At 61.7% G+C, this 13,169-nt stretch carries 12 protein-coding genes; 4 read left to right on the top strand and 8 right to left on the bottom strand.

Annotated features, from left to right (window positions below; translation table 11 throughout):
- Positions 1 to 36: 36 nt before the first annotated feature.
- Positions 37 to 2,583 (top strand): TonB-dependent receptor, encoded by a 2,547-nt coding sequence (locus tag ACP154_RS13995; RefSeq protein ID WP_421858064.1) that lies wholly within the window; start codon positions 37 to 39, stop codon positions 2,581 to 2,583.
- A 166-nt stretch (positions 2,584 to 2,749) separates the two neighbouring features.
- Here the strand turns inward: ACP154_RS13995 and aceB are convergent, their stop codons facing one another.
- The 3 genes from aceB to aceA all read right to left on the bottom strand — a co-directional run bounded on the left by aceB (position 2,750) and on the right by aceA (position 6,297).
- Positions 2,750 to 4,348, bottom strand: coding sequence for a malate synthase A (gene aceB, locus ACP154_RS13990; protein WP_421858066.1), 1,599 nt, complete (start codon positions 4,346 to 4,348; stop codon positions 2,750 to 2,752).
- A 17-nt stretch (positions 4,349 to 4,365) separates the two neighbouring features.
- Positions 4,366 to 4,851 (bottom strand): ribonuclease E activity regulator RraA, encoded by a 486-nt coding sequence (rraA, locus tag ACP154_RS13985; protein WP_421858069.1) that lies wholly within the window; start codon positions 4,849 to 4,851, stop codon positions 4,366 to 4,368.
- Between the two features lie 150 nt (positions 4,852 to 5,001).
- Positions 5,002 to 6,297 (bottom strand): isocitrate lyase, encoded by a 1,296-nt coding sequence (gene aceA / locus ACP154_RS13980; RefSeq protein WP_421858071.1) that lies wholly within the window; start codon positions 6,295 to 6,297, stop codon positions 5,002 to 5,004.
- A gap of 144 nt (positions 6,298 to 6,441) precedes the next feature.
- Between aceA and ACP154_RS13975 the strand changes: the two genes are divergently transcribed.
- From ACP154_RS13975 to ACP154_RS13965, 3 genes are all read left to right on the top strand, one after another.
- Positions 6,442 to 7,842: a helix-turn-helix domain-containing protein gene (locus tag ACP154_RS13975; protein ID WP_421858074.1), complete on the top strand. Its 1,401-nt coding sequence runs from the start codon at positions 6,442 to 6,444 to the stop codon at positions 7,840 to 7,842.
- A gap of 70 nt (positions 7,843 to 7,912) precedes the next feature.
- Entirely contained in the window at positions 7,913 to 8,995 is a 1,083-nt protein-coding gene (locus tag ACP154_RS13970; protein ID WP_421858077.1) for a hypothetical protein, read from the top strand.
- Positions 8,995 to 9,516, top strand: coding sequence for a helix-hairpin-helix domain-containing protein (locus tag ACP154_RS13965; RefSeq protein WP_421858080.1), 522 nt, complete (start codon positions 8,995 to 8,997; stop codon positions 9,514 to 9,516). Before ACP154_RS13970 ends, ACP154_RS13965 begins: the two co-directional genes overlap by 1 nt.
- Before the next feature lie 14 nt (positions 9,517 to 9,530).
- Here the strand turns inward: ACP154_RS13965 and meaB are convergent, their stop codons facing one another.
- The 5 genes from meaB to ACP154_RS13940 form a co-directional block, all read right to left on the bottom strand.
- Positions 9,531 to 10,499 carry a methylmalonyl Co-A mutase-associated GTPase MeaB gene (gene meaB / locus ACP154_RS13960; RefSeq protein ID WP_421858083.1) on the bottom strand — a complete coding sequence of 323 codons (969 nt, stop codon included), beginning with the start codon at positions 10,497 to 10,499 and terminating at the stop codon, positions 9,531 to 9,533.
- A gap of 60 nt (positions 10,500 to 10,559) precedes the next feature.
- Positions 10,560 to 11,075, bottom strand: coding sequence for a CC0125/CC1285 family lipoprotein (locus ACP154_RS13955; RefSeq protein ID WP_421858086.1), 516 nt, complete (start codon positions 11,073 to 11,075; stop codon positions 10,560 to 10,562).
- A gap of 69 nt (positions 11,076 to 11,144) precedes the next feature.
- On the bottom strand, positions 11,145 to 11,660 hold the full coding sequence (locus ACP154_RS13950; protein WP_421858089.1) for a CC0125/CC1285 family lipoprotein: 516 nt from the start codon (positions 11,658 to 11,660) through the stop codon (positions 11,145 to 11,147).
- 177 nt (positions 11,661 to 11,837) lie between these two features.
- Positions 11,838 to 12,275, bottom strand: coding sequence for a peptidase S1 (locus ACP154_RS13945; protein ID WP_107713518.1), 438 nt, complete (start codon positions 12,273 to 12,275; stop codon positions 11,838 to 11,840).
- A gap of 294 nt (positions 12,276 to 12,569) precedes the next feature.
- Positions 12,570 to 13,001 (bottom strand): peptidase S1, encoded by a 432-nt coding sequence (locus tag ACP154_RS13940; protein WP_421858093.1) that lies wholly within the window; start codon positions 12,999 to 13,001, stop codon positions 12,570 to 12,572.
- Between the last annotated feature and the right edge of the window lie 168 nt (positions 13,002 to 13,169).

Below are 13,169 nucleotides of genomic sequence, written 5' to 3'. Positions count from 1 at the left end.
CAAGCCGGGCACGCTGAGTAGGGAGGAGACTGATTCATGTTGTCTAAGTTCACGCGCACCGCTCTGTATGCGGCCGCATCCACTTTGGTGCTGGGCGCAGCTGCGCAAGCTCAGGTTTTCGATCAAGTCGGCGGTGGCGATCGTCGTACGGTCGACGTCATTACTGTGACGGCTCAGCAGCGTGAAGAAAGCGCTCAGGATGTGCCGATCTCTATTGGCGCCTACGATACTGATGCGCTCGCCAACGCCGGCGTGAAGGATATCAAGGATCTGATCTCGATCGCGCCGGGTTTGATGGTCACCTCGACCCAGTCTGAAACGATCACGACCGCGCGTATTCGTGGCATCGGTACTGTAGGCGACAACTTTGGTCTTGAAAGCTCGGTGGGCGTCTACATCGACGGCGTGTTCCGCTCACGTAACGGCGTTGGCTTCGGCGATTTGGGCGAAATTGAACGCATTGAAGTGCTCCGCGGTCCGCAGGGCACTCTGTTTGGCAAGAATACCTCCGCGGGCGTTCTGAACGTGGTCACAGCGGCGCCTGAGTATGAATATGGCGGCAACCTGGAAGCGTCTGTCGGTGATTACGGCTATTCGCGTTTCAGCGGCTCCATCACCGGTCCGCTCATTGAAGATGTTCTGGCGTTCCGCTTGTTTGCCGCGAAAGGCGAGCGAGACGGGTATCAACAGCTGATCCTGGACGACAACAACGGCCCGGCAGAGGTCACGGAATCTGAGACGCAGGACTATTACACCTTCCGCGCTCAAGCGCTGTGGACCCCGAGCAATTCCGTGGAAGGCCGGATCATTGCGGATTATTCCAGCCGCGAAGAGCTGTGCTGCTCCGCCGTGCAGTGGGATTATGCGGCGACGCCGGCGGTCTTCGTCGGCTCTGTCGGTGGTCAGGTCTTGCAACCGGCCGACCCTGAAGCGCGGGTGGCTTTCGCCAACCGCGAATACCAGCAAAGTGTCGACGATAAGGGTATTTCGGCTGAATTCGACATTGAGATGCCTATCGGGACACTGACCTCTGTGACCTCATGGCGTAACTGGGAAAACAGCCGGACCCAGGACATTGATTATTCTACGGCGGACATCGCTTATCGCGCGGATGCCAACTATACAGACCTCACACGTTTCTCCCAGGAAGTTCGCCTGACTGGCATCTGGGGCGATCTGGACTGGTTGGTCGGCGGTTTCCTGTCTCATGAAGAGCTGGAGCTGGGCGACGCCATCCGCTTCGGTGAAGACTGGGAAGCCTATCTGGGCCGTCTACTGACCGCGGGTTCCGTGCCGCCGCTGGGCACGCCAGCGGGCGTGAGCGCAACCCTGCAGTCCATGGCCGGTCTGGCGCCAGTCGCCGCGCTGATCGGGGTTCCAGGCGCACAGGGCGTGCTACCGATCCCGGCGCCGGGATCGGCTATCCCAGGCGGCTCCGGTGTGGCCGGCGATGTCTATGACCAGACAGCGGAAAGCTGGGCGCTCTTTACGCACAACACCTACCGTCTGACAGACAATCTGAGCCTGACGGCGGGGCTGCGTTATACGCATGAGACCAAAAACGTATTTGCGACCTTTAATACTAATAGCCCAGCAGCATGCGGGGCTTTGGAAACTGCGTTCGGTCCGGACCCAGTCGCGGGGGTGGTCGCCGCTGCTACGGCTGCGGGCCTACCGTCGGCGTCTGTTACCGGTCTCGCTACGGCGGCTAGTTTTATCTGTCTGCCCTATGCGCGGTCATCTTTGGATCAGACTGGCTTTGACCGGGAGCGCACCGATGAGCAAATCTCGGGTACGATCCGTCTGACCTATGATTTCTCTGACGATGTCATGGGCTATGTGGGCTATTCACGCGGCTTCAAGGCCGGCGGTTTCAATCTGGACCGCTCCTTTAATGGTCCGATTGATCCGGTGCTTGGCTATACCGATGTGGATTCCGGCTTTGCGCCTGAACTCATTGATGCCTACGAAGTGGGCTTCAAATCCCAGCTCTTCGGCAATGTGCTGCAGCTGAACGCCAACGCCTTCTATCAAGAGGTTGAAGACTTCCAGCTCAACACCTTCAATGGCGTCGCTTTCGTGGTGAACTCTATCGCCAGCATCGAAAGCTATGGCGTTGAGATCGACTTCGCCTACGCCACGCCGATCGATGGTCTCGATATCTCGGGCGGCTATGCGTATGTGAACGCCGAGTATGGCGATGAAGCCTCGATCGCGCCGAATCTACGCGGCAACCAGATTTCTCTGTCACCGGAGAACTTCCTGACCGCACAGGTCATCTATGAGCGTCCGCTCTTTGGCGAAATCTGGGGTCTGGCGAGCCTGGATGCCCGTTATGTCAGCGAATACAATACGGGCTCTGACCTGGACCCGGAAAAGCTTCAGGACGCCTTCACCATCTTGAATGCGCGTGTCGGCCTGTCGCAGGCTGATGGACAATGGTCTCTGGAAGCCTGGGGCCGGAACCTGACCGACGAAGCCTATGCACAGGTTGCGTTTGATCAGTTTGCTCAGACGGGCGGCTTCGGCGCGTTTATGGGTGCTCCCAGAACCTGGGGCGTCACTCTGCGCACGGAGTGGTAATATCACGACAACTGATTGGCGAAAAAAGACCAGTCAGGGAGGATGGCGAGGGCCGGAGCGAAAGCTCCGGCCCTTGTCTTATGTGGGGCCGGTTTGAAAGTGCATGACTGTCGCCAAACAAAAAAAAGGCGGCCCGAAGGCCGCCCTCAAACGTTAATTCATCCAATCAACGCGATTGGATTTTCTGATAGGCGGGCAGGGTGAGGAATTCCTCAAACGTGTCGCTGAGCGCCAGGTCCGTCAGAATTTCAGCGGCCTCTGAGAAGCGTCCGCCAGCCCAGGCGTTCTCGCCGACTTCCAGCTTGATAGCGTCAGAGGCCTTGTTGATTACGCTCTTGATGCGATCAGCGTCGATCAGCTGGCCATCATCGGTCTTCGCGCCATGGGTGCGCCATTGCCAGAGCTGCGCGCGGGAGATTTCCGCTGTAGCGGCGTCTTCCATCAGATTGTGGATCGGCGCCGCGCCTCGACCTTGCAGCCAGCTTGCGATATAGCGGATCGCCACATCGGCGTTGCCGTATAGACCTGCCTCGGTGATCGTGCCTTCGCAGGGCTCGGTCAGCGCGACGCGGTCTTCATCGGCCTCTGGTTTTTTGTCGAGCTGGTTAGGGCCAGGCATTACGGCGTCAAACGCCGCCATGGCGACTGGCACGAGCGCCGGGTGAGCCACCCAGGCGCCGTCATGGCCAATGCTGGCTTCACGGGTCTTGTCCGCTTTCACCTTCTCGACCGCGGCCTCATTGGCGGCGTCATCGCCTTTGACCGGGATGAAGGCGGACATGCCACCCATGGCGTGCGCGCCGCGGCGATGGCAGACGGCGATCACGCGCTGGGCGTAGGCCGCCATGAACGGGGCGGCCATGGTCACCTGCGCGCGATCCGGCAAGACTTTGCCGCTGTCTGATTTCTGCCGCTTGATATAGCTGAAGATGTAGTCCCAGCGGCCCGCGTTGAAGGCGGTGATATTCTCACGCAGTTCATAGAGAATTTCGTCGAGTTCGAAGGCCGCCGGCAGGGTTTCGATCAGCACGGTGATGCGCACAGTGCCCCGCTGTAAGCCCAGATATTCCTCACAATGCCGGATCACCAGCGACCACAGGCGCGCTTCAAACCGTGTTTCGAGCTTGGGGATGTAGAAATAAGGCCCGGAGCCGTTTTTCGCCGTGCTGGCATGGTTGTGGAAAAGGTAGAGGACAAAATCGAAGAAGCCGCCCGACACCGGCGCGCCGTCCACCGTCACATGCGCTTCGTCCAGATGCAGGCCGCGCGCCCGGGCGATCAATACAGCCGGATCATCTTTCAGTGCATAGGATTTGCCGGATTTTTCATCGGTAAAAGCGATTGTGCGCGCATTGGCGTCGCGCAAATTCATCTGGCCTTCAACCATATTCTCCCAGGACGGCGTCGAGGCGTCCTCGAAATCGGCCATGAAGCATTTCGCGCCAGAGTTCAGCGCGTTGATGACCATTTTCCGATCCACAGGGCCGGTGATCTCCACCCGGCGATCCTGGAGGTCGGCGGGGGCGGCGGGCACAGTCCAGTCGCCCTTGCGGATGGCTTGGGTCTCCTTTGGGAAATCGAGGATCTCTTCGCCGGAATCCAGACGCGCTTGGCGCTCGAGCCGCTCTTGCAAGAGGGCGAGGCGCGCGCTGTCGAAGCGGCGATGTACGTCAGCGAGCAGGGTCAGCGCGTCCGGTGTCAGAATCTCTTCAAATCCGGGCTTCATCGGGCCGTGTATAATCAGGCCTTCGGGGGCGACGCTCATGAGGCGCTCCTATCGTTTCAGGTTTGCAAGTGCAGCGGCTCGGTGGAGACGATAACGCCGTCCCGGTCAGCATAGAGCCAGTCGCCACGGCGCACGACGGCGCCCGCCACAGTGACCGGTACGCCGCGCACGCCAAGATCACGCTTTTCGGTTTTCATCGGGATCAGCGTCAGGGCGAGAACGCCGAGCGCTTCTGTCTCCAGCTCCGCTGCATCGCGAACGGCGCCATTGACGATGACGCCCGCCCAGCCGTTATTGGCGGCCTTGCCGGCGAGGTCGCCGCCCAGCAACGACCGTTTCAAAGATCCACCACCGTCAACGACCAGTACGCGGCCCGATCCGGGCTCATTGACTGCTTCTCGAACGCGCGAATTGTCTTCGTGGGTGCGGATGGTTTCCACCTGGCCGTAAAAGGCCGATGCGCCGCCATATGACTTCAACACGGGTTCGAGCACTTGAATCTGCTCGGGGAACGTGTCGCACAAATCGCATACGGGAGTCATATCGGCCTCCTGGTCAGTCGGTCGGGATCAGGCGGGAAGTGCGTCTGGAAACGCTTGAGAGCGCCGGGCGGGCATCCAGCGGCCCGCCACAGCGCCCTCAGTCAGGGCTTGCGTGTCCACCAACGCAAGCCCTGAGGTCGATTGAGCGGATTATTCCGCTGCGTCGGTCTTGAACTGGTCGGTCTCGGTCGAGGCGCCCATGGCGGTGGTCGACGCCTTGCCGCCGGACAGGGTCATGTTCACGAGATCGAAATAGCCGGTGCCCACTTCGCGCTGGTGACGGGTGGCGGTGTAGCCATCCTTCTCGGCGCCGAACTCGGCCTGTTGCAGCTCGGAGTATGCGCCCATACCGCGATCGCGGTAGCCCGAGGCCAGCTGGAACATGCCGTAATTGAGCTGGTGGAAGCCCGCCAGAGTCACGAACTGGAACTTGTAGCCCATCGCGCCCAGCTCACGCTGGTAGGTTTCGATGGTGGCCTTGTCCAGATTGGCTTCCCAGTTGAAAGAGGGCGAGCAGTTATACGCCATCATCTTGCCGGGATATTCTTTCTGCACGGCCTCGGCGAAGCGCTTGGCTTCTTCCAGGTTCGGCTTGGACGTCTCCCACCACAGAAGGTCGGCGACCTTGGCGTAGGCCAGACCCCGCTTGATGCAGTGATCCACGCCCATGCCGGGCTTCAGGCGGTAGAAGCCTTCCGCGGTGCGGCCGGCATCGTAATCGATGAATTCGTGGTCGCGCTCGTCAACGTCGGAGTTGATGAGGGTCGCGGATTCAGCATCGGTGCGGGCCACGGTCAGGGTGGGCGTGCCCATCACGTCGGCGGCCAGGCGCGCCGCGTTGAGGTTGCGCTCATGCTGGCTGGTGGGGATCAGAACCTTGCCGCCCAGATGTCCGCATTTCTTTTCTGCTGCGACCTGATCTTCGAAGTGTACGCCTGCAGCACCGGCTTCGATGAAGGCTTTCATGATCTCATAACAGTTGAGGGTGCCGCCAAAACCGGCTTCAGCGTCCGCCACGATCGGGGCGAACCAGTCGCGGCTGGCTTCGCCATTCTCGGCGACTTCGATCTGATCGGCGCGCTGCAGGGTGCGGTTGATCTTCTTGGCCAGCTCTGGAGCGGAATTCGCCGGATAGAGTGACTGGTCAGGATACATGGCGCCCGCAACGTTGGCGTCTGCGGCGACTTGCCAGCCAGACAGATAGATCGCCTTCAGGCCTGCGCGAACCATTTGCATGGCCTGGTTGCCTGACAAGGCGCCCAGCGCGTTGATGTAGGGCTCGTTGTTGATCAGCTCCCACAGCTTGGCTGCGCCGCGCTCGGCGAGGGTGTGCTGGATCTGCACGGAACCGCGCAGCTTGAGAACATCCTCAGCGGAGTAATTGCGCTCGATGCCGTCAAAGCGGCCTTTGACGGCGGCGGGAACCAGATCATAAAACGTTGTCATCGGGGTGACCCCTTCATTGCAAGATTTGTTGTCAACGACCTTACAACGCAGCTGCAGCGTGGCCATGACCTCATTGCATAAAAAGAGGATGCGAGGTATACGATACATACTTGTCATTATGTGTTTATGTAAAAAAGTTTACAAATGAGCGCTTCTCAGGAAAAGCTATTCGCCGGCGCCCGCTTGCGTCGCCTACGCAAGGAGCTGGGCCAGACCCAAGCCCAGTTCGCTGAGAGCCTCAGCGTCTCGCCCAGCTATCTGAACTTGCTGGAGCGCAATCAGCGTCCGGTCACAGCCCGTGTTCTGTTGTCTCTCGCAGACGTGTTCGATGTGGATGTGCGCGCCTTCGCCGCGGAAAGTGACCGTCAGCTTCTGGCGGACCTCAAGGAGGCCGCCGCCGATCCGGTTCTCAAAAGCGCGGATCTCGATGCGCGCGACGTGCAGGAGCTGGCGGACGCTCACCCACGCGCCGCGGAAGCGCTGGCGAAGCTTCACCAGGCCTATAGGGAGAGTAACGCCGCCGCTGCCGATCTGGCCCTGCGCGCAACCGGAGAGGGGGGCGCGTCCATTCTCAGTCCGCTCGAGGAAGTGCGCGATGCGCTGGACGATGCTTCAAACTATTTTCCCGCCATTGAAGACGCCTGCGACCGGTTCCGCGCTGGTCTGGATGAAGCGGCTGATCTGGGCGCGGCGCTGACCGCCCGATTGAAATCCTCTCATGGCGCTGCCGTGCGTGTGTATGACGACGCGGTCATGGGCGGAGCCTTGCGACGATTTGATTTTCACGCGCGCAAACTGTTGCTCTCTGATCTGCTGGAGCCGTCAGGCCGGGTGTTCCATCTGGCGGTGACCTTGGTCAATCTGGAATTGGGCGATGTGCTTGATCAGGAGGCGCACCGGGCGTCCGGGCTCAGCGATGACGCGCGCGCGATGTTTCGGTCGACCCTGGCGAGTTACGCCGCTGCTGCGCTGATGATGCCGTACCAGACTTTTTTCGAGGCCGCAGAGCGCAGCCGTTATGACATAGACGCCTTGCGCCGCCGGTTTGAAGTCAGTTTTGAGCAAGTCTGCCATCGCCTGACCACGCTGCATCGCCCTGGGGCGCGCGGCGTACCGTTCTTCATGATCCGCATCGATCAGGCCGGCAATGTAACCAAGCGGTTCGGCGGCGGGGTTCTGGCTTTCGCCCGGTCGGGCGGCGGCTGCGCCCGCTGGCGGCTCTATGATGTGTTCCGGGCGCCCGAACAGTTACAGGTGCAGGGGCTTGAACTGACCGATGGCAGCCGGTTCATCTCCATCTCCCGCGCGGTCACGCGTCCCCTTGCGGATGGCGGAGCGGCGCTGAACGCGGTCGCGGTGGGATGTGAAGTCAGCGCGCAGGACCGGATCATCTACACCTCTGGCGAGCGCTTCACCCCGATTGGCCTGTCCTGCCGTTTGTGTGATCGGAACGATTGCGCCGTGCGTGCGTTTCCTCCTATGCAACGCGCCCTGCGCGCCGATCCTCATCTGCGCGGCGCCGCGCCGTTCAGTTTTGGGGAGTAATAAGCTTTTCCATCCTTGGGAGTAGGTCGTATGATCATACTCTCTCAGCCGCCGATTCCGGATCGCCGTCATGCTGTCTCCACGTCGAAAAGCCGCTCTCATCGCGGGCGCAGTCTTCCTTGTGCTCGGGGGCGTCGCCATCCACGCCAGTCCGATGTCTGCGCAGGTGCTTGAAGAGCGTCTTCAAGGCGCAGCGGATGATGCGCTATACGCCATGCGCGCGGATGAATGGGCGCGTGTAGAGATGAACGGGCAGTCCGCCACGCTCAGTGGCCTGGCGCCCTCGCGCCAGGCGCGCGATTCTGCATTGCAGGCCGTCGCGACCGCCAGCTGGGCGGGCGGCGTCGTTGCTGGCGGTGTGACTGAAGTGGTTGATCAGACCCGCTTGCCAGGCGAGGCGGAGAGTTTCGCCCTGCGGCTGGACCTGACAGGCGGGCGCATGCGTCTGGACGGCTTGATACCCGATGCTGAAACCGGTGAGCGCCTGGCAGAGCTGGCGCGTGAGCAAAGTTCTGGACGCGTGGACGTCCACTTCCGGCTCGCCCCGGGCGCAGCGCCCGCTGGCTGGGAGCCGATGGTGTCTGACGTGATCCTGGCCCTGGGGCAATTAGATGCCGGGGCCGGGCTTGTCACACGGGATCGCGCCGCCCTGACCGGCCTTGCGCCCAGCTCCGCCGTTGCGAGAGATGTGCGGCGCCAGTTTCTGGATGCGCCAGCGGGATATCAGTCTGCCGCACTCGTTCGGGCGGATGGCGAAAGCTATCAGGCCCGATACACAGACGCGGGTTTGTGTGAATTGCTGATCCAGGGCGCGCTGGGGCGTCGCCCTATCGCCTTCGCGCCAGGTCGTAATGGTTTGACTGCCGAGAGCCGAGCTGCACTGCGCCGTGCAGGCGAAGTTTACGCCGCCTGTGTGGGCGCAGGGGATTTGATCATTGCCGTGCGCGCCGACGAACCTGGCGACCAAGGCGCTAGCCTGGCGCTGATGCGCGGGGAAGCGGCTGCGGACGCCATGGCTGAAGCCGGGGTGGAGCGTGCTTATTTTCTGGCAGAGGCGGCGCCGCTGGGCGCCCAGGACGCATTGCAGTTCCGGTTGACGCCTCGACCTGACCCCGAACCCGTGACCGCCGAACTGGAAGAGGAACAAGGCTGATGATGTGGCTGATCTGGAATATGTGGATCCTGTTGCTGCTGGCCTTTATCGGCGGCGTTGTGACAGGCTGGATCCTGCACGGCAAATCCGACGAAACGCCGAAATCCGGCCCGCGGGGACTGCTTGAACCCGCCCAGGGACCGCACAGTCACGCCAGCAGCGCGACAGTGGACGCTGAGCCGCTCAAGGCCGAACCGGCGGCGCCGAAAAAGCGCGCCGCGGACTTGTTGCAAGAGGCGGCGCCGGATTTGGTCGCGTCTACGGACACGGACGCCTCTGCTGAGACGTCAGGCGCCGCCGAGCCAGTAACCGAGACCGCGCCCGTCAGCGATGACCTCACCAAGATCAAGGGGCTTGGGCCGAAAGCGGCGGCGAAACTGTCTGAGAACGGTGTGACGTCCTTAGCCCAGATTGCGAACTGGACAGCGGACGATGTGGCGCGCATGGACGACCTGATCAATGGTCGCGGCCGGATTGAACGTGACGACTGGGTGGGGCAGGCGAAAGCACTGTCCGCCTAGGCGCTCTTGGCGCTTTAGGTCTGGTTGGCCCGCCATAGCCGCTCTGCAGCTTCACTGGCGGGCAAACGGCCGTCCGCCACAGCTCGTTCAAGCTCCGGCGCAAGCGTTTTGATGTCGGGATCAGCGTGAAAGCTCTGCAAGACGCGCTCTTCCACCATCGACCACAACCAGCGCACTTGCTGGCCGGATCGTTTGGCGTTCAGCGCGCCTGCATTTTCGAGCGTCTGGCGGTGCTTCTTGATCGTCTCCCACAGCGCTTCAACGCCGTCTCCGGTCAGGCCTGAGCCTCTTAAAACCGCAGGATTCCAATGGGGGCTCACGGGCGCGAACAGATGTAGCGCCGCCTCCAAATCGCGCTGGGCGCGGCGGGCGCGGGTGTCGTTTTCCCCATCCGCCTTGTTTACGAACAGGATTTCAGCCAGCTCAAGAAGCCCTTTCTTGATGCCCTGCAGCTCGTCTCCGGCGCCGGGCAGCATCAGGGCGACAAAGACGTCCACCATATCCGCGACGACCGTCTCGGACTGGCCGACGCCCACGGTCTCAACAATCACCACATCATAGCCAGCCGCTTCGCACAGCAGCATGGATTCACGGGTTTTGCGGGCGACGCCGCCCAGGGAGCCGGCGCTGGGCGAGGGCCGGATAAAAGCGTTGCGGTCCACCGACAGCGCGCCCATCCGGGTCTTGTCACCCAGAATGGACCCCTTGGTGCGTGACGAAGACGGGTCCACCGCCAGCACGGCCACCTTGCGGCCCTGCGCGGTCAGATGCCCGCCCAGCCGCTCTATCAAGGTGGATTTGCCCACACCCGGCACACCGGTCAGCCCGACGCGCCAGGCCTTGCCCGTGCGGTCCATCACGTGTGTGAGCAGATCCCGCGCTTGGGCCTGATGCTCCGGGCGCGTGGATTCCACAAGGGTGATGCCGCGGGCGAGGGCGGCGCGATCCCCGTCGATCAGCTTGTTTGCGAGCGCATCTGTCATGGGTCTGTTCAAACGCGAGCCGGGGTGCGGGGCAAGCGCAATTGTGTCATTCGTGCGTGATTAAGGATAAGAGCCGATGATCACCACCGGATCATAAGCGCCGCCCGGACGCGCGCCGCGCCCGCCCTCCACGTCGAGGATTGCGGTGATCTGGCCTTGCGGGCCCTCCCGCAATATCCAGTTTCGCACCAGCCCCATCGGTCCGGCGCGCTGAACCTCGTCCACATAAGCGGGTCTTATGTCGCCTGACCGACTGACCGGACGATAGCCGTCTGCATGACGTGACGCCGCATCATATCGAATGCGAAACCAGTCATAGCCCGCGTTATGAACGGTCTCGGCGGCGTGGCGCAGGGCGTACTGCTCAACCTGCGCGTCGTCGGTGCGGGCGTGAGCGGTGTACCAGACCCGCCAGGTTTCAGGTCCCGTCCGTAGTGCGTCATAGCCCAATCCGTCCACGCTGGCGCTGGCCGGGCCATAAGCGATGAGCGGCGGGCTGAAAAAAGCATTGGAGGTGACCGCGCACCCGGTCAGAGCGACCAGGGCGAGCGGTCCCGTGAGCCATATCGCGCGCATACCCGCCTCGATCCTGTGACTATCCGCCTTGAAAAATCGACCGGTTCGCGGGTTTTCGCAAGTCAGTCGCTAGAGGGCGTTCGGGGCGTAGGCGCCGGCGGGGTTGGCCATACGCGCCGCGTCATAGGCGCCCTCAGGGCGGGGTTCGCCGCGGCCAGCGATAATCTCGAGGCTGAGTACGGTTTCCGTCTTGCCGGCGCCAGGATTGATGGCGATGCCGACGCCAACGCTGGAGCCGCGAAAGCCGCCTGTGCCGAAAGTCTGGCCGATCGAGCCGCCCACGCGCACTGGCCGCTCGTTTTCATCGCCCTCGGTGTCGACCTGGCGGTGGACTACCGTGAACCAGTCATACCCGTTGGTAATCGCAAGCTCGCCCGCGCGCCGCAAGGCTAACCGCTCGATATCATCCTCATCCTGACCGCGTGCGCCCGTATAGCGAATGCGCCAACGGTCGTTTTCAATCCGATAGTCGGAATAGCCTACCCCATTAGAATAGGCGCTGGACGGGCCGTAAACCGGTCCGGCGCTGGATGCACAGGCCGCCAGGGTGAGTGCAGTCAGGCTGACAAGGAGGGTGCGATGCATGGCAAATCTCCTGAAACGGATAGGCCGTCAGACTAACCTGATTGTCATGGCGAAACAGGGGCAAATCCGCGCTTGGGCGGAATGAATGACGGTTTCGGTGTTCTCAGGCGCCGTGATCAACAAAAAACGGCGCCCGATAGGGGCGCCGCTTCATGTCGTTTGATCAGGCGAAACGCCTTAGTATTCGGTGACGTAGAGCACTGCGGAGGCGGTGCCGCCATTATAGGTGCCGACCCAGATGTCATACTGGCCGCCCTGGTTGAACACCATTGCCGGGTCTAGACCATTCGCGTCGTCATTGCAGTACCAGCTGCCGTCCGGACCGTTGACCACAAGCGTGGTGTCCGAACCCGAGCGCGCGCCGATCGTCATGCGACCGCCCGACCACTGCAAACGCACGTCCGGCGCGTTGGAGATGTTGCCCGCGCAGCTGCCGCCCAGGCGGGAGGCGTTGATGGAGCCGCCTGCAACGATGTTGACTTCGGACGGATCCGGCAGGAAGCCCGGCGACAGCGAATAGGTGCCGAAATTCGGGTTCAGGCTGTAATCTTGAGCGATGGCGGCGGTGCTGGCGACTGCAGCGACGGCGATGGCGGTCAGGAAAGTGGTTTTCATGGCGTCCCCCAAAAGAGATTAAATGTACTGGCGATGACCGCCAGCCTAGTGCTCGCTTCGCGTATTGCGCAAGTCGGATGCGAGACCGGGGCACCATGACCTGCCAAACATGAACGCAAGGTGATCAAGGCGCAAAACACCATTAGTTTATTCTAATTGAGAGTTTGGGACCTGGACGTGACATCGGCCCATCACAAAGAACGGGCGGTTCAGGACTATTTGCCACGGCATGAACAGAAAAGGCGGCGCCCGTGATGAGCGCCGCCTGTCGGTCATCTGAGTGAAGCCAAGCGCCTAGTATTCGGTGACGTACAGGGTCGCCGGCGCTGTGGAGCCTGCATAAACGCCAACCCAAACATCATACTGGCCAGCGGCGCTGAAGGAGAGGGCCGGGTTCAGCCCGTTCACATCGTCAGAGCAATACCATTGGCCGTCCGGCGCATTGATCACAAGGGTGGTGTCGGCGTTGGAATTGGCGCCAATGGTCATGCTGCCGCCGCCCCACATCAGGCGCGCATCGGGCGCGTTGGCGATGGCGCCGGCGCAGCCAACGCTGGACGCGTCGAGCGAGCCGCCTGCGGTGATCGGAAGCTCTGCGGGATCGGGCAGGAAGCCGGCGTTCAGCGAATGCGTGCCATAGGTCGGGTTCAGGCTGTAATCTTGAGCAATGGCGGCGGTGCTTGCGATGGCGGCCACAGCGATGGCGGTCAGGAAAGTGGTTTTCATAATGTCCCCCAAAAGGAATTGATCGTCTGGCGCCTGTCGCCAGCCCGGCGTCGCCACCTTGGTTCATTCTGGCGGCGAATGCGAGAGGACCGTGCCCCGTAAAACATGAACGCAAGGTGAGCATAAGCTGCGATCAGGAATAATTTCGCGTTCATCATAAGGGGGTTG

This window comes from Oceanicaulis sp., assembly GCF_965249665.1.
GTDB lineage: Bacteria > Pseudomonadota > Alphaproteobacteria > Caulobacterales > Maricaulaceae > Oceanicaulis.
This window is presented reverse-complemented; position numbering and strand designations above follow the sequence as displayed.